General features: G+C 66.8%; 23 protein-coding genes. 14 read left to right on the top strand and 9 right to left on the bottom strand.

The features are described 5' to 3' along the window. Window positions 1–47: 47 nt before the first annotated feature. Both echA20 and ACFWCF_RS11675 read right to left on the bottom strand, forming a co-directional pair. On the bottom strand, window positions 48–809 hold the full coding sequence (gene echA20 / locus ACFWCF_RS11680) for a (7aS)-7a-methyl-1,5-dioxo-2,3,5,6,7,7a-hexahydro-1H-indene-carboxyl-CoA hydrolase (protein WP_378489007.1): 762 nt from the start codon (window positions 807–809) through the stop codon (window positions 48–50). 89 nt (window positions 810–898) lie between these two features. Continuing rightward, complete coding sequence (locus tag ACFWCF_RS11675) at window positions 899–2596, bottom strand: class I adenylate-forming enzyme family protein (RefSeq protein WP_378561152.1); 1698 nt, start codon at window positions 2594–2596, stop codon at window positions 899–901. A gap of 153 nt (window positions 2597–2749) precedes the next feature. Here ACFWCF_RS11675 and ACFWCF_RS11670 point away from each other — a divergent pair, with 153 nt between their 5' ends. The 5 genes from ACFWCF_RS11670 to ACFWCF_RS11650 all read left to right on the top strand — a co-directional run bounded on the left by ACFWCF_RS11670 (window position 2750) and on the right by ACFWCF_RS11650 (window position 7721). Further along, window positions 2750–3562, top strand: coding sequence for a MaoC/PaaZ C-terminal domain-containing protein (locus ACFWCF_RS11670; protein ID WP_378561149.1), 813 nt, complete (start codon window positions 2750–2752; stop codon window positions 3560–3562). Between the two features lie 39 nt (window positions 3563–3601). Then, window positions 3602–5275: an AMP-binding protein gene (locus tag ACFWCF_RS11665; RefSeq protein ID WP_378561146.1), complete on the top strand. Its 1674-nt coding sequence runs from the start codon at window positions 3602–3604 to the stop codon at window positions 5273–5275. A gap of 197 nt (window positions 5276–5472) precedes the next feature. After that, window positions 5473–6639 carry a Rieske 2Fe-2S domain-containing protein gene (locus ACFWCF_RS11660; protein WP_378561143.1) on the top strand — a complete coding sequence of 389 codons (1167 nt, stop codon included), beginning with the start codon at window positions 5473–5475 and terminating at the stop codon, window positions 6637–6639. Further along, window positions 6620–6877, top strand: a complete 258-nt coding sequence (locus ACFWCF_RS11655; RefSeq protein ID WP_378561136.1) for a hypothetical protein — start codon at window positions 6620–6622, stop codon at window positions 6875–6877. The genes ACFWCF_RS11660 and ACFWCF_RS11655 overlap by 20 nt, the downstream gene beginning before the upstream one ends. Before the next feature lie 40 nt (window positions 6878–6917). Then, window positions 6918–7721: an SDR family NAD(P)-dependent oxidoreductase gene (locus ACFWCF_RS11650; protein ID WP_378561133.1), complete on the top strand. Its 804-nt coding sequence runs from the start codon at window positions 6918–6920 to the stop codon at window positions 7719–7721. 70 nt (window positions 7722–7791) lie between these two features. Here ACFWCF_RS11650 and ACFWCF_RS11645 read toward each other — a convergent pair whose 3' ends face one another. From ACFWCF_RS11645 to ACFWCF_RS11635, 3 genes are all read right to left on the bottom strand, one after another. Beyond that, the gene (locus tag ACFWCF_RS11645) at window positions 7792–8841 is read right to left on the bottom strand and encodes a 2Fe-2S iron-sulfur cluster-binding protein (RefSeq protein ID WP_378561130.1); all 1050 of its coding nucleotides are present in this window, start codon (window positions 8839–8841) and stop codon (window positions 7792–7794) included. Between the two features lie 152 nt (window positions 8842–8993). Continuing rightward, window positions 8994–10139 (bottom strand): 12-oxophytodienoate reductase, encoded by a 1146-nt coding sequence (locus tag ACFWCF_RS11640; protein WP_378561127.1) that lies wholly within the window; start codon window positions 10137–10139, stop codon window positions 8994–8996. Then, entirely contained in the window at window positions 10136–11047 is a 912-nt protein-coding gene (locus tag ACFWCF_RS11635; RefSeq protein ID WP_378561124.1) for an LLM class F420-dependent oxidoreductase, read from the bottom strand. The genes ACFWCF_RS11640 and ACFWCF_RS11635 overlap by 4 nt, the downstream gene beginning before the upstream one ends. 410 nt (window positions 11048–11457) lie before the next feature. On the opposite strand from ACFWCF_RS11635, the gene ACFWCF_RS11630 reads away from it, so the two are divergent. From ACFWCF_RS11630 to ACFWCF_RS11605, 6 genes are all read left to right on the top strand, one after another. After that, window positions 11458–12285, top strand: coding sequence for an IclR family transcriptional regulator (locus ACFWCF_RS11630; RefSeq protein ID WP_378561470.1), 828 nt, complete (start codon window positions 11458–11460; stop codon window positions 12283–12285). A 76-nt stretch (window positions 12286–12361) separates the two neighbouring features. After that, window positions 12362–13228, top strand: a complete 867-nt coding sequence (locus ACFWCF_RS11625; RefSeq protein WP_378561122.1) for an alpha/beta fold hydrolase — start codon at window positions 12362–12364, stop codon at window positions 13226–13228. Window positions 13229–13387: 159 nt separating this feature from the next. After that, complete coding sequence (locus tag ACFWCF_RS11620) at window positions 13388–14566, top strand: acyl-CoA dehydrogenase family protein (RefSeq protein WP_378488996.1); 1179 nt, start codon at window positions 13388–13390, stop codon at window positions 14564–14566. A gap of 38 nt (window positions 14567–14604) precedes the next feature. Next, window positions 14605–15534 (top strand): biphenyl-2,3-diol 1,2-dioxygenase, encoded by a 930-nt coding sequence (bphC, locus tag ACFWCF_RS11615; RefSeq protein WP_378561119.1) that lies wholly within the window; start codon window positions 14605–14607, stop codon window positions 15532–15534. 82 nt (window positions 15535–15616) lie between these two features. After that, window positions 15617–16786: a 3-hydroxy-9,10-secoandrosta-1,3,5(10)-triene-9,17-dione monooxygenase oxygenase subunit gene (gene hsaA, locus ACFWCF_RS11610; RefSeq protein WP_378561116.1), complete on the top strand. Its 1170-nt coding sequence runs from the start codon at window positions 15617–15619 to the stop codon at window positions 16784–16786. A 38-nt stretch (window positions 16787–16824) separates the two neighbouring features. After that, entirely contained in the window at window positions 16825–18291 is a 1467-nt protein-coding gene (locus tag ACFWCF_RS11605; RefSeq protein WP_378561113.1) for an FAD-dependent oxidoreductase, read from the top strand. A gap of 49 nt (window positions 18292–18340) precedes the next feature. On the opposite strand, the gene ACFWCF_RS11600 is transcribed toward ACFWCF_RS11605, so the two are convergent. Continuing rightward, window positions 18341–18793, bottom strand: coding sequence for a flavin reductase family protein (locus ACFWCF_RS11600; RefSeq protein ID WP_378489118.1), 453 nt, complete (start codon window positions 18791–18793; stop codon window positions 18341–18343). Window positions 18794–19101: 308 nt separating this feature from the next. On the opposite strand from ACFWCF_RS11600, the gene ACFWCF_RS11595 reads away from it, so the two are divergent. The 3 genes from ACFWCF_RS11595 to ACFWCF_RS11585 all read left to right on the top strand — a co-directional run bounded on the left by ACFWCF_RS11595 (window position 19102) and on the right by ACFWCF_RS11585 (window position 21577). Then, window positions 19102–19716 (top strand): TetR family transcriptional regulator, encoded by a 615-nt coding sequence (locus tag ACFWCF_RS11595; RefSeq protein ID WP_378561110.1) that lies wholly within the window; start codon window positions 19102–19104, stop codon window positions 19714–19716. 173 nt (window positions 19717–19889) lie between these two features. Further along, a complete protein-coding gene (locus ACFWCF_RS11590; RefSeq protein WP_378561107.1) occupies window positions 19890–20666 on the top strand; it encodes an SDR family oxidoreductase in 777 nt (258 codons plus the stop codon). Continuing rightward, entirely contained in the window at window positions 20663–21577 is a 915-nt protein-coding gene (locus ACFWCF_RS11585; protein ID WP_378561104.1) for an SDR family oxidoreductase, read from the top strand. The genes ACFWCF_RS11590 and ACFWCF_RS11585 overlap by 4 nt, the downstream gene beginning before the upstream one ends. Window positions 21578–21642: 65 nt before the next feature. Here ACFWCF_RS11585 and ACFWCF_RS11580 read toward each other — a convergent pair whose 3' ends face one another. The 3 genes from ACFWCF_RS11580 to ACFWCF_RS11570 all read right to left on the bottom strand — a co-directional run bounded on the left by ACFWCF_RS11580 (window position 21643) and on the right by ACFWCF_RS11570 (window position 24021). Continuing rightward, window positions 21643–22302, bottom strand: a complete 660-nt coding sequence (locus ACFWCF_RS11580; RefSeq protein ID WP_378488989.1) for a GNAT family N-acetyltransferase — start codon at window positions 22300–22302, stop codon at window positions 21643–21645. 79 nt (window positions 22303–22381) lie between these two features. Continuing rightward, window positions 22382–22855 carry a nitroreductase family deazaflavin-dependent oxidoreductase gene (locus ACFWCF_RS11575; protein WP_378561099.1) on the bottom strand — a complete coding sequence of 158 codons (474 nt, stop codon included), beginning with the start codon at window positions 22853–22855 and terminating at the stop codon, window positions 22382–22384. Between the two features lie 2 nt (window positions 22856–22857). After that, on the bottom strand, window positions 22858–24021 hold the full coding sequence (locus ACFWCF_RS11570) for a steroid 3-ketoacyl-CoA thiolase (protein ID WP_378561096.1): 1164 nt from the start codon (window positions 24019–24021) through the stop codon (window positions 22858–22860). Window positions 24022–24182 lie beyond the last annotated feature (161 nt).

Genomic DNA, 24182 nt, shown 5'->3' with positions numbered 1-24182 from the left:
TCCTGTTCGTGCTGCTCAGTTCTCGTACTGCCCAGCTCTCGTGCTGCTCAGTGGTTGCTTCGGGGCTTGCCCGTGGCGACGAACTCGTCGCGGTGCTCGTCGGCGACACCGGCGAGGTTCAGTTCGAAGGTGAAGCCCTGCTCGATGCGGTAGGCAGTCTTGACGTCGACCGGATCGATGCGGTTGATGGCTTCCTTGGCTCGGCGGATGACGCGCGTGTCCTTTGCGGCGATCAGTCCGGCGACTTCGAGTGCGGTGGCGTCGAGTTCACTGCGCGGAACCACCTTGTAGACCGAACCGAAGTGCTCGAGCTGCTGCGCGGTGACGTTCTGTGCCGTGTAGTACAGAGTGCGCATCAGGTGCTGGGGGACGAGGCGCGAGAGGTGGGTGGCGGCACCGAGGGCGCCGCGGTCGACCTCGGGGAGGCCGAAGACGGCGTCGTCGGAAGCGACGATGACATCGGCGTTGCCGACGAGTCCGATGCCGCCGCCGACGCAGAAGCCGTTGACTGCCACGACCACGGGGACCTCGCAGTCGTACACCGCAGCGAATGCGGCTGCGCAGCCGTGGTTGGCGGCGATGAGGGCGTCGAAGCCTTCGGTGGCCTGCATCTCCTTGATGTCGACGCCGGCGTTGAAGCCTCGGCCTTCGGCGCGCAGGACCACGACGTGCGTGTTCATGTCCTTGCCTGCGGCCACGATGGTGTCGGCGAGCTCGAACCATGCGGCGGAGGGCAGTGCGTTCACGGGCGGGAAGTCGACGGTGACCGTGGTGATCCCTGCGCCGTCGGTGGTGGAGGTGATGCCCATGGCATTTTCCTAACGTCGGTACCGAACCAAGCGATTGCTTGGTAAGTTAGCACATGCGGCTTCCAGGGCACAGTGACAGCGAATTCGCGTCAGTTCCCGGGCAGGTCGTCCCCGGGGAAGCGGCGTCGAATGATCTTTCCGGTGGTATTGCGAGGCAGCAGATTCTGCGTCAACCGCCAGCGGGTGGGCACCTTGAAGTAGGCGAGACGATCGGCCACGTACGCCGTCAATCTCTCCTTGGTCACAACCCCCGAGGCCTCCGGCGACGCGGGATTCAGGACGACGACTGCGCACACCTCCTGCCCCCACTCGGGGTGCGGTGTGCCACTGACGAGGCATTCGCGAACCGCAGGATGACTTTCCAGGACGCGTTCGACCTCCGACGGGTAGATCGCCTCCCCGTTCTGTTCTATGAGGTCCGCTCGCCGACCGACCAGCCGCAGCCGCCCGCCCTCGACGACGCCGTAATCGCCCGTGCGAAGCCACCGGTCGGCGGTGATCGTCTCGGCTGTGGCCGCGTCGTCGCGCCAATATCCGAGCATGACGAACGGACTACGCACGCATACCTCGCCGGCGTGTCCATCGGGGAGCCACCCGCCGTCGGGATCGCGGATCTCGAGACTCACAGTGATGACGGGTTGTCCGACCGTGCCCGGATACTCCTCGTTCTCCAAGGCGCTCGCGACAGAGATGGAGGTGCTGCACTCGGTGATCGTGTAACTGTCGACGACGGTGTGACTGCCGAAGGGCAATCTCTCACGTATCCGCTGCTTGAATTCGGGGGTGGACGGCTCCGAAGACAATGTGAACCTGATCAATGAGGTGAGATCGTACTGGTCGAGATCGTCGATCTCGAGCATGCGCGCCGCCATCGACGGAACCGCATTCCAGTGGGTGATCTCCTCGCTTTCGAGCAGTTCGAGCACGGGTCGGATACCGACCCAGCCCTGGTTCATGACGACAGCGCTGCCCGTCGCGAGCCGGGGCACCACGGTGTTGTGCAGGCTCGTGATGTGGCACAGGGAGGAGGTGAGCAGGTGGCGGGTGTCCGAGGGGACACCACGCGTGTACTGCTCCCCGCTCCACGCGGCGGCGATGGCGTCGGAGTAGCGATGATAGTCGACCACCGCCAGCAGGTTCCGCTGCGAATGCAAGGCGCCCTTGGGGTCCCCGCTCGTGCCGGAGGTGTACAGAAGTACGGCCGGATCGTCCTCATCGACCCTCGGCGGGGGAGGTTGCGAGCCGTTGAACTCGCCGATCAGGCGCGGCAGATCCTCCTCGATGGTGAGTACGATCGTGTCGCTCATGTCCATGGCGGACACGGTGTCGGCGCGCTGTTCGTCGACGAACACCACCCGTGGACGCGAACATCGGATTCCGAATTCGATCTCCGGCCGCACCCACCACGCATTGAGGCCTACGGTGATCGCGCCCAGTGCCTGTGTCGCCCAGAAAGCAGTCACCCATTCGGGCCGGTTCGCCGACAGAATCGCGACCCGATCGCCGACCGACACCCCGTATCGTTCGCGCAGCGCCGCGGCCAGCGCGTAGGCCTCGCGCGCGTGCTCGGCGAACGTGATCCTGCGCTCCGTCGTGACGAGGTACTCGCGTTCTCCCCAGGCGAGCGACTGCGACAGCAGATCGGCGACGGCCCGGTCGCGGTTCCGCATCACCGGCATCTCGGTGCCCAGCACGTCGTCCATGACGATCTCGAAGTCGCCGCCCCGGCCGGTGAGCCGGGAAATGAGCTGGTCCAGGAACGGCCGTGGATCCGACGGGACAGTCAAAAGTGCTCTCCCCTCCTCCGACGGCGCTTGTGTGTCGCGAAAGGCTCTCACGCTCCGGACCACGACCTTCGAATGTACCGGTGAGTGAGATAGCAGAGGGGAGCGGTCGCCTACCCACTTAGCCTGCTCACAGTGGAGAAAGGACCGGCAACCATGACCACCATCGAAGAATCGTCGGCCGCCCGCTGGCGCGGCGTCGAACTGGGTACGCGCACCGTCCGTTACGACGAGAGCGACGCGATTCTGTACGCCCTCGCGGTCGGCGCACCCGCCACCGATCTCGACCTCGTGTTCGAGGAGCGGCTCAGGGTGCTCCCGACGTTCGCCCTCACGCTCGCGCAGTGGGCACCCGACGAGCTCGGTGCCCGCGGCGGGTTCGACACCCGCACCGCTGTGCACGGGTCGCAGAGCCTCGAGGTTCGCGCACCGCTGCCGCGCGCGGGTGAGCTCACGTTGTCGGCGAAGGTCGGCGAGGTGTGGGACAAGGGCCGCGCCGCGGTGTTCGAAGTCCTGGTCGAGTCGGAGTTCTTCGTCGCCACGTGGTCGCTGTTCGCGCCGGGTGCGGGCGGGTTCGGTGGCGAACGTGGACCGTCGGCAGCATCGGCGTCCGAAGGGGAACCGGGGCGGACGACGACCCTGCGCACCCGAGAAGACCAGGCTGCGCTGTACCGGTTGACGGGGGATCGGCACCACATCCACATCGATCCCGAGGCGGCTGCACGCATCGGCCAACCCCGGCCGATCATGCACGGACTGTGCACGCTCGCAGCCTCGACGATCCCGCTGGCCCGTGCGGTCGGCGCGCACCCCGCAGACCTGACGTCGCTGTCCGGCCGGTTCGCAGCGCCGGCGTTCCCCGGCGACGAGCACGAGATCCGTATCTGGGGCGAGAGCAACGACCTGCAATTCGACGTCCGCACCGGCGACAACGCAGTGGTGTCGGGTGGGCGTGCGACGTTCGCCTGACCGCCCCTGCCCAGGGCCGGAACCATCTGGAGGAAAAAGTTGGACACGTTCGCCGAAGTAGTGCGTTCTCGTAAGGGCGACGACAAGATCGGCCTGCGGTTCGAAGATCGGCAATGGACCTGGGACCAGGTGACCCAGGAGAGTGCCGATCGCGCGGCCGCGCTCGTTGCCGCAGCGGAGGAACCCGCCGATCGCCGTCGCCATATCGGCGTGCTGCTCGAGAATGTTCCGGACTTCGTGTTCTGGATCGGGGCAGGCGCACTCGCCGGTGCCGTGGTGGTGGGCATCAACGCGAGCCGCAGCGGCCCTGAGATCGCCGACGACATCCGCCAGGCCGACGTGGACTTCGTCGTCACCGAATCGCGCCTCGCGCACCTGATGGACGGCACCGACCACGGCTTGCCTGCCGACCGGATCCTCGACGTCGACTCGCCCGAGTACCTCCGCTTCCTCGAACCGCACCGCGGCGCCGACCTGCCCGAGACGATCCCCGCACCCGACGACATCGCGCTGCTGCTGTTCAGTTCCGGATCGACGGGTCGACCCAAGGCGGTCATCGTCACGCAGGGCCGCCTCGGGAAGCTCCTCGACGTCCTCGTCGAGCGCACGCGCATGCGTCGCGACTCGGTGACGTACCTGTGCATGCCGCTGTTCCACGGCAACGCCGTCATGCTCAACCTGGGCACCGCCATGCGCGTCGGCGCGACGGTCGGCCTGATCCGGAAGTTCTCGGCCAGCCGATTCGCCGACGACATCCACCGCTACGGCGCGACCTTCGTCAATTACGTCGGACGTGCGCTGTCGTACGTGCTCAACAAGCCCGAGGACCCGCGCGACCGCACCGGCACGCTCGAGTTGGCTTTCGGCACCGAAGCATCCGAGGTCGACGTCGCGCGGTTCTCCGAGCGATTCGGGTGCACGGTCATCGAGGGCTACGGCTCGAGCGAAGGCGTCATCAGGATCAACCGCACCGCCGAGACCCCGACCGGATCCCTCGGCGTGGCGCCGGGCGGAGCCGACGTGCGGATCCTCGACGAGAACACCGGTGAGGAATGTCCTCGCGCGCAGTTCGACGACACCGGCCGGCTGCTCAACTCCGAGGCGGTCGGGCAGATCGTCTCGATCGGCGGTGCAGCAGCCTTCGAGGGCTACTACAAGAATCCGGGTGCCGCCGCCGAGCGGATCAAGGGTAACGATTTCTGGACCGGCGACCTCGCCTACCGCGACGCCGACGGATTCTTCTACTTCGCCGGTCGCGCGTCGGATTGGCTGCGTGTGGACAGTGAGAACTTCTCCGCCGCACCCGTCGAACGAATCCTGGTGCGCATCCCCGGGATCCTGTCGGCGCCGGTGTTCGCAGTGCCGGACCCGGCCACGGGCGACCAGGTGATGTGCGCCGTCGAGCTCGACGCAGGCGCGGTGTTCGATCCGCAGGCGTTCGGGCAGACGCTCGCCGACCAGCCCGACATGGGCGACAAGTGGTGGCCGCGTTTCGTGCGAGTGACCGATCACATCCCGCTCACGGGCAGCAACAAGATCGACAAGGCGCCCCTGCGTGCGGCCGCGTGGAGCACCGGCGACCCGGTGTACGTCCGCGTCGGCCGCACTCCCGAGTACATCCTGCTCGACGACGAGACGCGTACCCGGATCGAACGCGACTTCACCGAGCAGGGGCGGGCCGCGCTGCTACCGGCACCGCTCACGTCCGTCTAGGCCGTGTTCCGAAGGCAGCCCGGTCCTCGGTCGGTCTCACCGAGCGGGACCTCGAACTCGGGGGTGACCTCGCTCACCTACCGTGACGTCCATACAGCCCCACCGGGACTTGTTGCACAGCCCGCGACGAGTCCGCGCCGCGAACGGAACACCCTGTTCCGCTCCCTCGATCACTACTTCCGAAAGGACGGACGACCGTGAGCCTGGATACTTCCGGAGACACCGAAATCCGCGAGATCGTCGTCGGTTCCGCTCCCACCCGCTTCGCCCGCGGATGGCACTGCCTCGGATTGGCGGAGTCCTTCAAGGACGGCAAGCCGCATTCCATCGAGGCATTCGGCACGAAGCTCGTCGCCTGGGCAGACAGCAACGGAGACCTGAAGGTCCTCGACGGGTACTGCCGCCACATGGGTGGCGACCTGACCCAGGGCACCGTCAAGGGTGACAACATCGCGTGCCCGTTCCACGACTGGCGTTGGGGCGGCAACGGCCGCTGCAAGGAGATCCCGTACGCCCGTCGTGTGCCGCCGATCGCCAAGACCCGCTCGTGGCACACGCTCGAGCAGGACGGCTTGTTCTTCATCTGGCACGATCCCCAGGGCAACCCCCCGACGGACGACGTCGCGATTCCCCGGATCGAAGGCGCGACCAGCGACGAGTGGACCGACTGGGTCTGGTACACCACCGAGGTCGACACCAACTGCCGCGAGATCATCGACAACATCGTCGACATGGCGCACTTCTTCTACGTGCACTACTCGTTCCCGACGTTCTTCAAGAACGTCTTCGAGGGGCATGTCGCGACGCAGATCATGAAGGGCCAGGCCCGCCCGGACATGCGTCCGAACACCGAGGGTCAGCCGAAGATGCTCGGCAGCCACTCCGAGGCGTCGTACTTCGGTCCGTCGTTCATGATCGACGATCTGAAGTACGAGTACGAGGGCTACGACGTCGAATCGGTGCTCCTCAACTGCCACTACCCGGTCTCCGCCGACAAGTTCGTGCTCATGTACGGGATGATCGTCAAGAAGTCCGATCGACTCGAGGGTGACGCTGCACTCGCGACCGCGCAGCAGTTCGGCACTTTCATCGCGCGCGGCTTCGAGCAGGACATCGAGATCTGGAAGAACAAGACCCGGATCGAGAACCCGCTGCTGTGCGAGGAGGACGGCCCGGTCTATCAGCTGCGCCGCTGGTACGAGCAGTTCTACGTCGACATCGACGACGTCAAGCCGGAGATGACCGACCGCTTCGAGTTCGAGATGGACACCACCCGGCCGGTCGCGGCCTGGATGAAGGAAGTCGAGGCCAACCTCGCTGCGAAGGCGAGCGCGGAGCAGGACAATGCAGCCACTCAGGTGTAGCGACTGCATGGCGCAGGTGCTGGTGAAGAAGAACAGCTGGGAACACACCGAAGTCCAGTGGGACCAGCAGGCGCGTCAGCAGTGTCACGAGTTCGGGTCCGGGGCCGTCAAGCCCCGGCGTCCGGGCGCGCCGCTGCCGACATGCCCGTCGATGGTTGCCACCATCACTCGTGCCGCCGCAGAGGGACTGATCGACGTCGTCGACGACGCGCCGGTCCCGGCCCCGATGTTCCAGTAGCTCGATTGCCCAGCAAGACAACACTTCTCGAAGGAACTCCATGACCGACTCCCTTTCGATCGACCGCGCCCGGTACGGACAGTGGGCGGTGATCGCCGGTGGTTCCGAGGGCGTCGGCGCGGCCTTCGCCGACGAACTCGCCCGCGCCGGATTCGACCTGCTGCTCATCGCCCGCAAGCCGGAACCCCTCGAAGAGACCGCGACGAAGGTGCGTGTGCACGGCGGTGAAGTGCGCACGCTTTCGCTGGATCTGCTCGAGGCCGACGCTGTCGAGACGATCCGGTCGGCGACCGCCGACCTCGAGGTCGGCCTGTTCATCTTCAACGCCGGAGCCAACAGCTACGGCCACGAGTTCGTCACCGGCGACCTCGACGGCTTCCGCGGCGTGATCGAACTGAACGTGCATCGTCAGATCGAACTGTCACACCTGTTCGGGGCGCGGATGAAGGAGATGGGACGCGGCGGAATCATGCTGCTCGGGTCCCTCGCCGGCTACATGGGCTCGGAACACCAGAGCATCTACTCCGCGTCGAAGGCATTCAGCCGGGTCTTCGCGGAGAGCCTGTGGCTCGAACTCGAACCGCACAACGTGCACGTGCTCGAGCTGATTCTCGGCGTCACCCGCACGCCCGCCATGGAGCGTGCCGGCCTGAACTTCGACATTCCCGGCATGCTCGTGTCGGAGCCGGAGGACGTGGCCCGCGAGGGCCTCGAGCATCTGGCCGACGGCCCGGTGTGGGTCGCCGGTGGTAACTACGACGCGGCGGTCAAGCGCAGTGGCTTCCCGCGCGACAAGATGGTGCAGGGCGCCGCGAAGGCCATGCGGGCACTGCTGAACCGCTAGTTCCGGATCGAGAAAGGGCCGGCGAGGTTTTCACCTCGCCGGCCCTTTCTGTTGTCGCTGGACGGTGCGATCAGAACTCGATCTCGATGCGATCGCTGATCGGACGCGCCTGGCACGCGAGCACATATCCGCTCGCGACGTCCTCGTCGTCGAGGATCGCGGACTCGGGCATGTCGACCTTGCCGGACACGACCGTGCATGCGCACGAACCGCATTCACCCTCGCGGCACGAGTACGGCACGTCGAGTCCCTTGGACAGCATGACGTCGACGAGGGTCGCGGACCGAGGCCAGGACAGTTCGTGATCGTCGCCGTCGAGGCTCACCTGGACGGACGAGGTTTCCTCGTCGTCCGAGATCTCCACGGGGTCGATCGCGGCGAACGGGTCGCCGGACAGCGACGTGAACACCTCGGCGTGGATCCGGTCCGACGGCACCCCGGCAGCCCCGAGCCCCTCACGCACGGAATCCATGAACGGCTGTGGGCCGCACATGTACGCGTGATGCTCGGCGTACGGCGAGAGCAGCGCTGTGAGCTGTCCGGTGACGGGCAGACCCTGCACGGTTTCGAGCCAGTGCAGGACGGTGAAGGCACCGGGATAGCGTATCGCCAGGTCGCGCAGCTCCTGCGCGAAGATGACGGAGTTCTCGTCCCGATTGGCGTAGAACACGACGATGTTGCGGTTGCCGGCAGCAAGTGCCGACTTGAGGATCGACATCACCGGGGTGACTCCGCTGCCCGCGGCGCACAGCAGCAGCTTGTCGTCGAGACTGCTCGGCGTGAACACGCCGGCCGGCGGCAACACCACGAGTTCGTCCCCGGCAGCGACGTTGTCGCACAGCCAATTCGATCCGTATCCGTCGACGGTGCGCTTGACGGTGACCTTGAGCTGTTCCTCGCTGTGCGGTGAGCTCGCGAGCGAGTAGCACCGCGCCACCGAGCCCGTCCGGTCGCTCGGGATGCGCACGGTCAGGAACTGGCCCGGCTTGTACGAGAACCTGTCCTTCGCATCCGCGGGAATGTCGAATACCAGCGAACACGCGTCGGCGGTTTCCCGCACGACAGCGGCCACGGTGACCGCCACCGCGCGCGTGCTCACCGGCGTCTGAACGGATGTCATGCGGTTTCCTTCGATACGGGACGAACGGGTGTGCCGTTCACGCTAATGTGCTCGCCACTGTCGGTGACACGATCTCCCGTTGGCCGGGACAGCCCCGTCGGTCGGGACTGTAAGGGGGAGAGCCGTATCGAGAGACCGCGGAGGACCGAGAATCAGGTGAGGGTGGCCTCGTGCACCGACCGGTCGAATTCCGGCAGTGCCGATCCGTCGCGCAGTGTGGTCGCGAGGGAAGGATCGGCGAGGTGGAGGCGGCCGATGGCGATGAGGTCGAACTCGTCATCGGACAACCTGCGCTCGAGTTCGGGGATGTTGTCGACGGTGGAAGCGGCACTGCCCGAGCGGTTCTCGCGCAGGCTGGCGCCGATGCCGACACTGCCGACCGCCATCGACATCGCGCCGGTCAGCTTCTTCGCCCACCCGGCCAGCGACAGGTCGCTGCCCTCGAAGACAGCCGCGTCGAAGCGGCGGATGCTCGCGTCGAAGACGTCGACGCCTGCGTCGGCCAAGGCGGTGAGGATCGTCCGCAGTTCTTCGGGGTTCTGCGCGATCCGAGCGTTGTAGTCCTGCTGCTTGTGCTGCGAGAAACGGAAGAAGATCGGGGCGTCCTCGCCGACCTCGGCCCGGATGGACGCCACCACCGCGGCGGGGAAGCGCGTGCGTCGTTCGAGGTCGCCGCCCCACTGATCATCGCGTTGATTGGTGGAATCCCACAGGAACGAGTCGAGCAGGTAGCCGTGGCCGCCGTGCAGGGCGATGCCGTCGAACCCGACTTCCCGGGCGTTGCGGGCGGCCTGGGCATACGCGGCGATGACGTCGGCGATGTCCTCCTCGGTCATGGCGCGACACGGCTCCGATGCCCGCGCGACGTATTCGTCGGAGTAGGAGGTCAGACCGACCTCGCCCCACACTCCGGACGGCCGCATCGGGGTGAGCGCCGGATCGACATCGGCGGTCATCGCTCCCCAGAGCGGGCCGACGTGCCACAGCTGCGGGATGATCCGGCCGCCCTCGGCGTGGACGGCGTCGACCACGCGCTGCCAGCCTTCGAGCGCGTCGTCACCGTGCATGCGGGGGACGCGCGGGTTGTCCACCGCCGTGGGATGCCCGATTGCGGTGCCCTCGGTGACGATCAACCCTGTGCCGCCCGCAGCGCGTCGCCGGTAGTACTCGGCGACGTCGGCTCCGGGTACTCCGCCTGCGGAGCGTGAGCGCGTCATCGGTGACATCACGATGCGGTTGGGCAGCTCGAGCGCCCGGATCGACAGGGGACGGAACAGGGGAGAGAGCGTACGGGTCATGGGCGCGGTGTGCTTTCGTCGATGTCGGACAGGGAGGGCGCGTCGAACGTTGCGCCGATTTCGGGTGCGAGATCACGCAGCGCGTGCAACTGATCGCAGTAGTGCTCGACTCCGGTGGCCGCGATGGGCGCGCTCACGATCGTGGCCCCGACCCGCCTTCGGCGATCGAGTGCGCGGAGCGTCTGCTCGCGTGATCCGAGCGGATCGAGAGCTCGGCCGGTGGTGAGCACGACTTCGAATCCGCGGGGGATGTCTGCTTTCGCCAGCATGGCCTCGGTCTGCTCCAGGGTGAGTCCGAACGGCAGCCAGCCGTCGCCGAGGGTGGTGGCACGTCGTAGCGAACGGGCTGTGCGCCCACCGATCCAGAACGGAACGTGCTGCTGGATCGCATGCGGCCGGACGTAGACGTCGGCGAAATCGTAATAGGTGCCGTGGAACTCGGGAGTCGGTGTGGACATGCAGGCGCGCAGGGCGGAGAGGGCTTCGTCGGCGCGTGCCCCGCGGTCGGCGAAGGGCGCTCCCAGAAGTGCGAACTCTTCCTCGAGGCTTCCGACTCCCAGTCCGAGGACGAGCCGGCCGCCGCTCACCAGGTCGAGGGTGCCGTAGCGTTTCGCGATCTCGAGGGGGTGGTGGTAGCCGAGGACGAGAACCCGGGTGTTGAGCCGGATCCGGGAGGTGTGCGCGGCGAGGTAGCCGAACGTCGCGAGGGGGTCCCAGTAGACGCCGCCGCGTTCGGCTGCGACGTCCGTAGGTACGGCGACGTGTTCGCTGCAGGTGAGGTGGTGATATCCGAGGCCGTCGGCGGTCTCGGCGATACGCGCGAGTTCGAGGATGCCTGCGTCGCGTTCCCATTCGGCGAGGGTCGCGGGGTGGCCGATCACCACGGGTGACGTGATCCCTATGTGCATACGATTGGTCACCTCATACCGATATGGGCGCGGCAGCGCGGGGCGGACACCGAGTGTCCTACCGGCTGTTCTGTCCTACAGGCTTTTCTACCCGTCGGCCGAGGGCGGGCCACGCGATCTCCTGCTCAGTGGGACGTGCCGGACGCCCCGATTCGAAGCGGATTCGGTGAGTGGGCGGCGAAGTGCGCGGCGGTCGTACTTGTGTTATCGGCGTGCGCCGGTGATACTGGTCACGGAGCCACAAGAATGAATTTCAGTTTCTCTTGTATGCCCAGGTGGAAGTAAGGTTCGGAGAGGAAGAAACGATGGTCCAGTCCGCAGAGATGCAGGCCGTTTCAGTACAGAGCACGACCGGGCAGAACACGATCGCGCAGAACACACCGGAGTCCAAGCGTGAACTTCCGGCGTCGATGGTCGAGCGCATGACACTGATCCTCGACGCGTTCGACGGCGCAGGCTCGCGCCTCACCCTCGAAGAAGTGGCGTGCCGCACCGGCCTGCCCCGATCCACCGTCCACCGCATCCTCGACCAGATGGTCCGACTCGAATGGGTCGACCACGCCTCGTTCGGCTACTGCCTCGGCCGCCGCGCCAAGTCGCTCGGCGCACACGACAACGGTCAGAGCCGCATCCGGGAGGCCGCGGCGCCACTCCTCCACGAACTCCACCTGCAGACCGGCATGGTCGCGCACCTCGCCACCCTCGACCGGGGCGACTGCGTCTACCTCGACAAGGTCGGTGGCCAGCTCGCCGCCACCCTCACCTCCCGCGTCGGCGGCCGCGTCCCCGCCTACATCACCGCGTGCGGCAAGGCGATCCTCGCAGGCCTCGAGCCCGAGCAGGTCGACGCGTTCTACGGCACGCACCTCATGCGCCGTACCGAACGAACGATCCCCGACCTCGCCACCCTCCATCAGGAACTCGGCCGTATCCGGCAGCGCCACGGACTGGCCTTCGAAACCGGCGAAGCGATGAACGGCATGGCATGTGTGGGTGCAGCAGTGCGCAGCCCGGGCGGCCCGGTTGCGGGAATCTCCCTGTGCGGGCCCGCCCGCCCCGGCCACCTCGAGCGTGTCGCGCCGCTGGTCGCCGACGCCGCCCGCGACATCTCCCGCATCCTGCATCCCGAACTCGGCACCCCGCGCCGCAGCCGCCGCGCAGTGGCGGAGCCCACGCAGTCGTGGTCGCCGCAGGCGATGGAACGCCTGGTCGCGACGCAATCGGGGCAGTGGATGTAGTGGATGTAGGAGTAATCGTCTCGATGAACGGGAGCTTCGGCGCATTGTGAACGGCATCACTGGGAATGTCGGTGCTATGACGACAGAACTGACGCTCGAAGGCACCGCACGCGAACTCGCGACCGACCGCGGAGTTCTCCGCTACCACGAGGCCGGCGACGGACCGCCCCTGCTGTTGCTGCACGGATCCGGTCCGGGCGTGACGGGGTGGCGCAACTACCGCGGCGTCCTCGCCGACTTCGCGGAGCACTACCGGTGCCTCGTGCTCGAGTTCCCCGGCTTCGGTGTCAGCGACCCGTGCGAGGGCCATCCCATGGCAATGGCCAAGTTCGCGGTGAAGGACTTCCTCGACGGCCTCGATCTGCCCGACGTCGCGATCATCGGCAACTCGATGGGTGGCATCGTCGCAACCCAGTTCGCGATTGCCGAACCCGACCGGGTGCGCAAACTCGTCACCATCGGTGGCGCAGGCCGCTCGGTGTTCGCCCCCGCTCCGGGTGAGGGCATCCGGCTGCTCATGGAGTTCACCGACGACCCGACCCGCGAGAAGCTGGTCCGCTGGCTGCGCTCGATGGTGTTCGATCCCGCGATCGTCACCGAGGAACTGATCGAGGAACGCTGGGCGCTGGCCACCGAGCCGAAGACCCTCGAGATCGCTCGTCGCATGTACAGCACCGAGGCATTCACCGCGGGTGCACGTGCCGCCGCTGCCTCGAACGAGACGCCGTACTGGGCGCAGCTCGGGAAGATCAAAGCCCCCACCCTGCTCACCTGGGGTCGCGATGATCGCGTCAGCCCGGTCGACATGGCGATGCTGCCGATGCGCGAACTGCGTCGCGGCGAACTGCACGTCTTCCCGAACTGCGGCCACTGGACGATGATCGAGGCCCGCGAAGCATGGCTGGCCACCGTCCTGGCATTCCTGAAGCGGAACGACGCCTGATCCGCAGCGCTCCGCGGAGTTCCCGCTGAGCGGAAAGTTTGCGCACTGTGGTCGTGAATCCTCCACCGTAGAGGCCATCGGAAGGTCGAGACGGTAAGCGGCCTGAACACACCTCGCCCGGTCAGCCTCCGGGCGCCACATCAGAAAGCTGGAGAGAAAATGGGACAGGTTCTCGACTCCATCTCGCCGTTCGCCGACGAGATCCGTGCCGACGGTGCAGAAGGCGACCAGCTCATGCGCCTGACCGACCGCAGTGCCAAGCGACTCAAGGACGCCGGCGTCATCCGGATGCTGCAGCCCAAGGAGTTCGGCGGACTCGAAGTGCACCCGCGGGAGTTCGCCGAAACCGCCATGGCGCTCGGCGCGATGGACGGGGCGACCGGCTGGGTCAGCGGCATCGTCGGTGTGCACCCGTGGGAGATGGCCTTCTTCGATCCCAAGGCGCAGCAGGAGGTCTGGGGCGAGGACCCCGACACCTGGATCGCGTCTCCCTACGCGCCGATGGGTGTCGCCACTCCCGTCGACGGCGGGTACATCCTCAACGGCCGATGGTCGTTCTCGTCGGGCACCGATCACTGCCAGTGGGTCATGATCGGCGCGGCCATCGGAGACAAGGACGGCAACCGCCTGAACCCGCCGCAGGCCCTGCACGTGCTTCTTCCGCGGTCGGATTACGAGATCGACCAGGACAGCTGGAACGTCGTCGGCCTGCGCGGCACGGGCTCGAAGGACCTCATCGTCAAGGATGCCTTCCTACCCGAGTACCGCACCCTTTCGGCTGCGCGCGTCATGGGTGGCGTCGCATGGAAGGACGCCGGACGGGACGAGACGCTCTACAAGTTCCCGTTCTCGTGCATCTTCCCCCTCGGCATCACCTCATCGCTGGTGGGCATCGCCCAGGGCGCGCTCGACTCCTACATCGAGACCCAGCGTGAGCGTGTGACGATCTCCGGTACCGCGATCAAGCAGGACCCCTATGTGCTGTCGGCACTCGGCGACGCAGCGGCGGAGATCGCCGCGTCGCGTGCGGCACTGCTCGAGACCGTCGACCGTTTCTGGGACATGACCGATAAGGGCCAGGAGGTCACCTTCGAGCAGCGGGCGATCGGTCGCCGGACCCAGACGGCCGCCGCGTGGCGCGCGGTGCGCGCCGTCGACGAGATCTTCTCCCGCGCAGGTGGCGGCGCCCTCCAGCTGAGCAACCCGTTGCAGCGCTTCTGGCGCGATGCACACGCAGGCCTCAGCCACGCGATCCACGTGCCCGGCTCGATCTTCCACGCGTCGACCCTCACACAGCTCGGCGGCGAGCCCCAGGGTGCCATGCGCGGAATGATCTAGAACCTCCCCAACACACAACTGCGAAGGAATATTCGGACATGACGGATATCCGGGGCCTGGGCTATCTCAGGATCCAGACCACTGACATCGCGCGGTGGCGCGAGCTCGTCGTCGACGGGCTCGGAATGGCGGTCGGTAACGGACCCGAGTCCGACGGCCTCTACCTGCGGATCGACGAACGTCGGGCTCGCTTGATCGTGCTCCCCGGCGACACCGACAAGGCACTCGCAGTCGGCTGGGAGGTGCGCGACCAGTTCGCATTGCAGCGCGTCCGCGAGGCCGTCGAGAAGGCCGGAATCCAGGTGGAACTCCTGTCGGAAGCCGAGGCGACGTACCGCGACGCGGAACAGGTCATCGCGTTCGACGACCCGGCCGGAACCCGCGTCGAGGTGTTCTTCGGGCCGGTCCTCGACCACAGCCCGATCGTGACGCCGTTCGGCGGCCGCTTCCACACCGGTGAGGAAGGGCTCGGGCACGTCGTGCTGCCCGTCGCGAACTTCGATGCGGAGTACGCCTTCTACACCGAGGTCCTCGGATTCCTGCCGCGTGGCGCCGTCCGACTCGGCGGGCTCTCGGCGCCGCCTCCGGTGCGCCGGGTGCGGTTCCTCGGCGTCAACCGCCGTCACCACAGTCTGGCGCTGTGCCCGGCACCTCCCGGCGCCGCACCGGGGCTCGTGCACCTGATGCTCGAGGTCGACACCCTCGATGCTGTCGGGCAGGCGCTCGATCGTGTCCGGACCCTGGGCTTCTCGATCTCGTCGACCCTGGGCAGGCACACGAACGACAAGATGGTGTCGTTCTACGTGCGCGCACCGGGCGGCTGGGACCTCGAGTTCGGAACCGAAGGGATGCTCGTCGACGAGACCTTCTACACCGCAGAAGAGATCACCGCCGACAGCTACTGGGGCCACGACTGGTCCGAATCGGAACCGCTCGCGGCGTTCTCGCCGCAGCCGAGCAAGAGCTGACCGAGCAAGAACCACGCTGCACGACGATGCCACGACCGCTGCGCGGCGTGGCATCGCCCGTTTCCACCGACAGGAGTTCGAGATGAGCAACGACGACGTACTGACCGCCGTGCGCGCGTTGCTTCCGGACATCGCCGCCAGGGCCGCGACCATCGACGAGGCCCGGCGGGTCCCGGACGTCGTTGTCGATGCTCTCGCGTCGGCCGGGGTGTTCCGGATGCTGCAGCCGCGTCGCTACGGCGGCGACGAGACCGACCCGGTCGGGTTCTACGAGGTGGTGCGGGCAGTGTCCGCGGTGTGCGGTTCGACCGGGTGGGTCACCTCGGTGCTCGGCGTCCACCCGTGGCACCTCGCGTTGTTCGACGATCGAGCTCAGCACGACGTGTGGGGCGACGATCCGTCGGTGCTCGTGAGTTCGGCGTACGCACCGGTCGGGAAGCTCACCCCGGTGGACGACGGTTATGAACTGTCCGGCACCTGGATGTTCTCCTCGGGCTGCGAATACGCCTCGTGGGCGCTGCTCGGTGCCGTCGTCACCGGGCCGGAAGGCCGGCCAGTCGACTTCATGACCGTGCTCGTGCCACGCACCGACTACGGGATCCGTGACGTGTGGAACGTGGTCGGGATGCGCGGGACGTGCAGCAACGAGATCACCGTCGACCGAGCGTTCGTGCCGGAGTACCGGGTCAAGAGCAACTTCGAGACCGCGAACCTGCGTGGGCCCGGTCAGAAGGTCAACACCGGACCCCTGTACCGGCTCCCGTTCGGTGCATTGTTCGGCACGACGGTGAGCATGCCCGTCGTCGGGGTGGTCGAGGGCTGCTACGAGCACTACCTCGCTTCGATGCGCGAACGTGTCCGGTTGAGCTTGGGTGGTGGACGATTCGTCGACGACCCCTTCGCGCAGACGTCGGTGGGACGCGCCGCCTCGGAGATCGACGCCGCGATCCTGCAGACCAACCGCAACCTGCGCGAACTGTGGGAGCACGCCGTCGACGGCCGGGAGATCCCGATGATGCTGCGCGCGCGTGCCCGCCGCGACCAGGTGCGGGCAACCGAACGCGCCGTCGAGGCGATCGACCTGTTGTTCAAGACGGCAGGCGGCTCCTCGTTGTTCCTGGGAAACGTCGTAGAACGTGCCTGGCGAGACGCGCACGCGGGAAGCGTGCACGTCGCCAACGAGCCGGAACGTGCACTGGCTCAGTACGGTCGGGCCGCGTTCGGGCTTCCGGTCGAAGACAACCTGATCTGACCGAAGTGAACTACCCTCGAACGAAAGAGAGTGTCTCTTTGAGTAACTCGGATGTCCGGCCGGTGCCGGCCGACAGCATCGAATCCTGGGACCACGAAGCCGACGTCGTCATCGCGGGATTCGGCATTGCCGGTGTCGCCGCGGCGATCGGGGCGGCCGAGAGCGGAGCCGACGTCCTCGTGCTCGAACGCACCGGCGGCGGGGGAGGAGCCGCGGCGCTGTCCGGCGGCATCGTCTACCTCGGCGGCGGCACCCGCCTGCAGAAGGCGTGCGGCATCGACGACACCCCCGAGAACATGAAGACCTTTCTCGCCGCGGCCCTCGGGCCGGGCGTCGACGAGAAGAAACTCGACGCCTATTGCGACGGAAGTGTCGCGCATTTCGAATGGCTCGAAGCGTGTGGCGTGCCCTACAAGGAAGGGTTCTGGAACCAGCCCGGCTGGGAGATCCCGAACGATGACTCGCTCATGTACAGCGGCGGCGAGAACGCCGCTCCGTTCTCGACACTCGTGGACCCCGCGCCGCGTGGACATCTCGCGCAGGTGCCGATGCCCCGCAACGGTGAGCAGGGCGCCGGCTACGTCCTGATGACGACGCTCATCGAGAAGGCCGGAGAACTCGGCGTCCGCATCGAAACTGATGTGCGGATGCAGCGTCTCGTCACCGACGCCGACGGCAGGGTCGTGGGACTCGTGACGACCCGATTCGGCAAGCAGGTCGCCGTCCGTGCCCGTAAGGGTGTCGTCCTCGCGACCGGGTCGTTCGCATACAACGACGAGATGATGCAGGCCTACGCCCCGCGCCTGTACAAGCGACCTGCCGCGACGGTCGAGGAGCACGACGGACGCGGCATCCTCGTCGCACAGGCGCTCGGAGCCGGTCTCGCGCACATGGATGCGTGCGAGGTCGCGTTCTTCTGTGACCCGCAGTTGATGGCCCGCGGGATCCTGGTCAACGGTCGCGGCCAGCGGTACGTCCAGGAAGACACCTACCCGGGCCGGATCGGCCAGCTCACACTGTTCGAGAACGACAATCAGGCGTTTCTCGTCATCGACCAGAAGTCGTACGAGGAAGGGATGGCGGCGCCGAGTTCGAGCCCTCAGCTCAAGCGTCAGCCGACGTGGGTGTGCGAGACGGTTGACGAACTCGAAGGCGAAATGGGCCTGCCTGCAGGATCTCTCACCTCGACGGTGGAGATGTACAACCGGCACGCGGCCGGAGGCTCGGATCCGGTGCTGGGCAAGAAGCCCGAATGGGTCGCGCCGATCGGCTCGCCTGTCGCGGCGATCGACCTCCGCGGAAACACAGGCGGGTTCACTCTCGGTGGGCTGCGGACCACGGTCGATTCCGAGGTCCTCCACGTCGACGGCACTCCGATCCCGGGTCTGTACGCGGCGGGACGGTGCACGTCGGGGCTGTCTGCGTTCGGCTACTGCAGTGGGATCTCACTCGGCGACGGCAGCTTCTTCGGGCGCCGCGCAGGCATCCACGCCGCCAATTCGTAGAGGACTTCGTAGCGGGTGCGGGCCGTCGGTCGGACGGCCCGCACCGTCGTCAGTTGTCGAGACCGAACGCACCTCGGTAGAACACCATGGGCCGGTCGTCGTCGAGGCATTCGAGTTCCAGGACCCGGCCGATCACGACGTCGTGGTCGCCGGCGGTATGCACGTCGTGGACCTCGCAGTGCGCACGCATGAGGACACCCGGGAGCGACGGGGTGTCCCACCGCGAGACCTCCCAGTCGAGACCGTCGAACTTCGTGCCCCGTGACGAACCGAAGCGCCCGCACAGGTCGGACTGCTCTTCACCCAGCACATTGATGGCGAAGCGTCCTGTCGGGCGGATCCGCGGCCAAGCACGACCCCGGTGATCGGCGCAGAACAGGATCAGTGGCGGTTCGAGTGACACCGACGCGAACGACTGGCAGGCGAAGCCGACCGGCCCGTCCTCGTCGAGGCCGGTGACGATGGTGACTCCGGTGGCGAAGCGGCCCATCGCATTGCGCATGTCGAGGGCGCCGGGGAGCTCAGGTTCTGGTGCGAGGACCTGCGTCCGTGTCTGGGTGTACATGCGCCTCAACTCCGATTCATCTCGGGTCGCCTCGATCCGGCGACGTTCGCGTGCCATGAATGTATGGACGCCGCGGTACGCGACCGTGCCGAATTCTCGCTCAGCGGACTTCTCGGCCATTTCTTCCGAGTCGGTGCCGCAGCCGGCGTTTCATCTCAGTGGGCGGGAGTTGTGGGGCGTGGTGAGTGTCGCCGCCACCTCGATGGGAGAATCGTTGTAATCCGTCACGGAAGGGAGAGTGCTCGATGCCCAGAATTGGGGTAGCGCGAGACGGGGCCGAACCCACGTCGGCCGAACAGCGCGACCGGCACGAGCGCATTCTCGACGCGGCGGCTCATCTCGCGACCGAGTACGACCTGCCGCGGGTGCAGATGACCGAGGTCGCGAAGCGCGCCGGTGTCGCGATCGGCACGCTCTACCGATATTTCCCGTCGAAGACCCACCTGTTCGCAGGGGTGATGCTGGATCGGCTCGAGCGGTTCGGCGGATACACGCCCGTCCGCACCCGAGACGTGCCGGTGCAGGACGCGATCTGCGACGCATTGATTGCGATGACACGCAGACTCGTCGAGTATCCGTCGCTCGCGTTGGCCATGCTGCAGTCCAACAGTGCAGCCGTGGCATCCGCGGTTCCCGACACGGTCAAGATCGAAGCGCAGTTCCAGAAGATTCTGCTGAGCACTGCAGGCATCGCCGAACCGACCGAGCAGGACAAGGACCTGCTGCGGTTGCTCTCGATGCTCTGGTACGGGGTGATCATCTCGTACCTCAACGGCCGCTCGACCGCCGCCGAGGCGGAGACGGACATCCGGCGTAGCTGCGATCTGCTGCTCGTCGAACTGAGCCCGCGCTCGGCCTGAGCCAACGGCAGTATCCGACGCCGCGAACTAGGACGTGTTCCAGAAATAATTGCGATGTGCCACACGGCCGCTAGCCGTGGTGGGTTTCCCGGCCCGCGGTACCAAACCAAGCGATTGCTTGGTAAGTTGGGGTCGGCCCACAGTCGGGGCCATGGAGAAGACCCGGAGGCAGGATGGATCTCGGACTCGACGGCGCAGTCGTACTCGTCACCGGCGGTGTGAGAGGAGTCGGCGCGGGCATCACGAGAACGTTCCTTCGTGCGGGCGCCACAGTGGTGACCTGCGCGCGCAACGAGCCGGAGAAAGCGGTCGAGGTGGACGGCCGAGCCTCGGAGTTCCTCGCGTGCGACGTCCGTGACGCCGACCAGGTCCACGCCATGGTGGCCGCCATCGTCGAGCGACACGGACACCTCGACGCGCTCGTCAACAATGCCGGTGGGTCGCCGTATGCGCTTGCTGCCGATGCGAGCCCGAAGTTCCACGCGAAGATCGTCGAGCTCAATCTGCTCGCGCCGCTGCTCGTCGCGCAGGCCGCGAACGCGGTCATGCAGACGCAGGACGGCGGCGGATCGATCGTCAACATCTCGAGCGTCAGCGGATCGCGCCCGTCGCCCGGCACCGCCGCATACGGTGCAGCGAAGGCCGGAATAGACAGTCTCGGAGCATCTCTCGCCGTCGAATGGGCGCCGAAGGTGCGCGTCAACTCGGTGGTGGTGGGCATGGTGAACACCGAGCAGTCGCACCTGTTCTACGGCGACGACGACGGGATCGCCGCCGTCGGCGCGACCGTCCCGCTGGGGCGTCTGGCCAGCCCCGACGACATCGGGAACTGCGCGGCATTTCTGGCCTCGCCGCTGTCGGCGTACGTCAGCGGATCGACATTGACCGTCCACGGCGGCGGTGAACGCCCTGCCTACATGGCAGCGGCCCGAACGAAGGAGACAAAGTGAGTGGATTGCTGGACGGACGCGTCGTCATCGTGACGGGTGCCGGGCGTGGGCTCGGTCGTGCCCACGCTCTGGCCTTCGCCGCCGAGGGCGCCAAGGTCGTCGTCAACGACATCGGTGTCGGTGGAGACGGCTCCGCGACCGGTGAATCCCCGGGCGAACTCGTCGTCGAGGAAATCCGTGCGGCCGGTGGCGAAGCCGTCGTCAACGGCGACGACGTCGCCGACTGGGCCGGCGCCGAGAACCTCGTCAAGACCGCGCTCGACAACTTCGGTCGCCTCGACGTGCTCGTCAACAACGCAGGCTTCCTGCGCGACCGCATGCTCGCGAACATGAGCGAAGAAGAGTGGGACTCGGTGACCCGCGTGCACCTCAAGGGCCACTTCGCGCCGATGCGGCACGCGATGACCTACTGGCGTGCCGAGTCGAAGGCCGGTAATCCGGTCGACGCCCGCATCATCAACACCAGCTCCGGGGCAGGCCTGATGGGCAGCATCGGCCAGGGCAACTACGCAGCCGCCAAGGCGGGTATCGCGACACTGACGATCCAGGCTGCCGCCGAGTTCGGTCGCTACGGCGTCACCGTCAACGCGATCGCACCCTCCGCCCGGACCCGGATGACCGTCGGCGCAGGCGGAGCGATGGCCGAGATGATGGCCGCGCCCGAAGAAGGATTCGATGCGATGGCACCCGAGAACGTCTCGCCGCTCGTCGTGTGGCTGGGCAGCAGTGAATCGAAGGATGTCACCGGCCGCGTGTTCGAAACCGAAGGTGGCAAGGTGTCGCTGGCCGACGGCTGGCGCCACGGCGAGGTCGTCGACAAGGGCGACCGGTGGGATCCCAAGGAGCTCGGGCCGGTCGTCGAGAAGTTGATCTCCTCGTCGGAGCCCCCGACCCCGGTCTACGGCGCATAGACCCGTGATGCGCGCTTCTGGTTGCCCCCGGCGACCAGAAGCGCGCATCGGCCGCCTCGCTGCGCTTATGCGGGTGTGCGGATGATCAGCGTCGAACCGGGGAAGTAGGCCGCAAGTTCGGTACGGGCCTGCTTGAGCGTGGCGGTGCCGTAGCCCTGCTTGCGGGCCTCGGGCCGAACCCAGATCCGCACTTCCACCTCGTTGCCGCTGAGCTCACCGAACGCGAAACCGATCTTCTTCGGCTCCTCGCCGGACAGGTCTTCCGCGACGAGCCACATTCCCGACTCGTCGTCCATCAGTGCAGCGCCCTTGCGGCGTTCCCTCTCCACCGCCTCGTCGCTGCCGTCGCCGAGTTGTTCGGCGCAGCGTGCCTTGAACAGTTCGGTGTCGGCGGAATCCTCGCTGATCGGACGCAACCGGAAATGCTCGCCGGTCGCGTACGGGCGCGAATCCGTCGTCCACTTCACGACCGCGTCGAGATCGTCCAGTTCGGCACGGATCTTCTTGCGCTCCGCCTTCGTCAGACGACCCAGCGGAAGCGCGAGTACGGCCTCCGCGCAGAAATCGGTGGTGTCGAGGATCGACCCGATCGCGGCGATGGCGGCGGCCCGATCATTGCTCTCGACGATCGCGTCGAGCACCTCGTGACGGCGTTCGAGTGCGCGCAGCAGTGCGGCCGCGACCTCGCGGCGATCGAGGACCTGGTCGTGATTCGTGGTTGCCATCGCGTGACATCCCCTCTCGAGAGCATGGACAATGCGCTTCCCAGTATCGCCGTTCGCGGCGCTACGCGGGAAGGTGACGTCACTCGCAGACGACCACGGGGATGACGCGATCGGTCCACGACTGATAGTTGTCGAAATCCGGATACATTGCCGTGAGTTTCGGCCAGTACAGTGCGCGTTCCGCCTCGGTGGCGACGCGCGCCTTCAGTTGACGTATGTCCGATCGGATCTGGACCGTCACCTCGGGATTCGCCACGATGTTGTGGAACCACAGAGGGTGCTTCGGCAGACCGCCCTGGGATGCGACCAACAGCACCTTGTCGTCGTCCTCCAGGAACAGCAGTGGAGCGGTCCGCGGCTGTCCGGTCTTCCTGCCCGTGGTGGTGACCAGGCAGACCGGGATTCCCCACGGGAATGCGCTGCCCACCCGCCACTTTCCACCGAGGCGGCCACGGGTGGCCCGATACAGAGCCACGTTCCCGCGCGACATCCACTTGATGATCGACGACGTCGTCTTCGAATCGAGCCCCTTCGGGGCCGCCTCGCTGCCCATGATCAGATGCGTTCGATGATGGTGCCGGTGGCGAGCGCGCCGCCCGCGCACATGGTGATCAGCGCCGTCGAGGCGTCGCGCCGCTCGAGTTCGTGCAGCGCTGTCGTGATCAGCCGCGACCCTGTCGACCCGACCGGGTGGCCCAGTGCGATCGCGCCGCCGTTGACGTTGACCTTGTCCATGTCGGGTCCGTGGACCTGTGCCCACGACAGCAGCACCGACGCGAATGCCTCGTTGACCTCGAACAGATCGAGGTCGCCGATGCTCATGCCGGACTTCTCGAGCACCTTCGACGTCGCCTGCACCGGGCCGTCGAGGTGGAACTCGGGCTCAGCGCCGACGAGCGCCTGCGAGACGATGCGTGCGCGCGGCTTCAGCCCGAGAGCTTTCGCTTTGTCCTCGTCCATGATCAGCACCGCGGCTGCGCCGTCGGAGATCTGCGACGAGGTGCCCGCGGTGTGGATGCCGCCGTCGAGCACGGGCTTCAGCTTGCCGATGGACTCGAGTGAGGTGTCGCGCAGACCTTGGTCGCGGGTGACGGTCTGCTTCTCGCCGGTGTGGTTGCCTTCCTTGTCGACCACGGGCGCGACGACCTGCAGGACCTCACGTTCGAAGCGGGCTTCGTCCCACGCCTGCTTCGCGAGCTGCTGGGAGCGCACGCCGAGGGCGTCGACGTCGTCGCGGGTGATGCCGCGGCGGCGGGCGATGCGTTCGGCGGCCTCGAACTGGTTCGGCATGTCGATGTTCCACGACTCGGGGCGGCGCGGTCCGGCCTGATCGCCGACGTTGGCGCCGAGCGGCACCTGCGTCATTGCTTCGACACCGCATGCGATTCCGGCGTCGATGGCGCCGGTCGCGATGAGGCCCGCGATCAGATGGTTCGCCTGCTGCGCGGAGCCGCACTGGCAGTCGATCGTGGTGGCACCGACCTGCCAGGGGAGTCCGGCGTGCAGCCAGGCGGTGCGGGTGATGTTGTTCGACTGGGCGCCGGCCTGGGTGACGCAGCCGCCGATGACCTGTTCGACGAGTGCCGGATCGATTCCGGCCCGTTCGATCAGTCCGCTCTGCGCTGCGCCGAGGATCTCGGCGGCGTGGAGGCCCGAGAGCCATCCACCCCGCTTGCCGATCGGGGTACGTGCGGCCTCGACGATGACGGGTGTGCCCACAGCGGGCTCCTTTCTGTGCGCCCTCGCGGGGCAGCGTTCCTACCTCGGAAAATAGAACAGGTTATCGAGTGGTGCAAGAGGTGGTCTCGTTGTTCGGAAGCACGGTTTCCTTGGCGTGTCGCGTGTGCTGTGCTTCAATGATTCTAGAACGTGTTCCACAT

This window comes from Rhodococcus sp. NPDC060090 (assembly GCF_042729855.1).
Classification (GTDB): Bacteria; Actinomycetota; Actinomycetes; order Mycobacteriales; family Mycobacteriaceae; genus Rhodococcus.
The sequence above is the reverse complement of the archived record's forward strand: the minus strand, read 5'-3'. Positions and strand labels throughout refer to the sequence as shown.

Coding starts and splice junctions, on each gene's coding strand:
- ACFWCF_RS11650 (WP_378561133.1), top strand. CDS start 6,918: ATGACCGACTCCCTTTCGATCGACCGCGCCCGGTACGGACAGTGGGCG.
- ACFWCF_RS11655 (WP_378561136.1), top strand. CDS start 6,620: ATGCAGCCACTCAGGTGTAGCGACTGCATGGCGCAGGTGCTGGTGAAG.
- ACFWCF_RS11630 (WP_378561470.1), top strand. CDS start 11,458: ATGGTCGAGCGCATGACACTGATCCTCGACGCGTTCGACGGCGCAGGC.
- ACFWCF_RS11580 (WP_378488989.1), bottom strand. CDS start 22,302: ATGGCAACCACGAATCACGACCAGGTCCTCGATCGCCGCGAGGTCGCG.
- ACFWCF_RS11670 (WP_378561149.1), top strand. CDS start 2,750: ATGACCACCATCGAAGAATCGTCGGCCGCCCGCTGGCGCGGCGTCGAA.
- ACFWCF_RS11595 (WP_378561110.1), top strand. CDS start 19,102: ATGCCCAGAATTGGGGTAGCGCGAGACGGGGCCGAACCCACGTCGGCC.
- ACFWCF_RS11640 (WP_378561127.1), bottom strand. CDS start 10,139: ATGACCCGTACGCTCTCTCCCCTGTTCCGTCCCCTGTCGATCCGGGCG.
- ACFWCF_RS11590 (WP_378561107.1), top strand. CDS start 19,890: ATGGATCTCGGACTCGACGGCGCAGTCGTACTCGTCACCGGCGGTGTG.
- ACFWCF_RS11620 (WP_378488996.1), top strand. CDS start 13,388: ATGGGACAGGTTCTCGACTCCATCTCGCCGTTCGCCGACGAGATCCGT.
- ACFWCF_RS11635 (WP_378561124.1), bottom strand. CDS start 11,047: ATGCACATAGGGATCACGTCACCCGTGGTGATCGGCCACCCCGCGACC.
- ACFWCF_RS11575 (WP_378561099.1), bottom strand. CDS start 22,855: ATGGGCAGCGAGGCGGCCCCGAAGGGGCTCGATTCGAAGACGACGTCG.
- hsaA (WP_378561116.1), top strand. CDS start 15,617: ATGAGCAACGACGACGTACTGACCGCCGTGCGCGCGTTGCTTCCGGAC.
- echA20 (WP_378489007.1), bottom strand. CDS start 809: ATGGGCATCACCTCCACCACCGACGGCGCAGGGATCACCACGGTCACC.
- ACFWCF_RS11645 (WP_378561130.1), bottom strand. CDS start 8,841: ATGACATCCGTTCAGACGCCGGTGAGCACGCGCGCGGTGGCGGTCACC.
- ACFWCF_RS11625 (WP_378561122.1), top strand. CDS start 12,362: ATGACGACAGAACTGACGCTCGAAGGCACCGCACGCGAACTCGCGACC.
- bphC (WP_378561119.1), top strand. CDS start 14,605: ATGACGGATATCCGGGGCCTGGGCTATCTCAGGATCCAGACCACTGAC.
- ACFWCF_RS11600 (WP_378489118.1), bottom strand. CDS start 18,793: ATGCGCAATGCGATGGGCCGCTTCGCCACCGGAGTCACCATCGTCACC.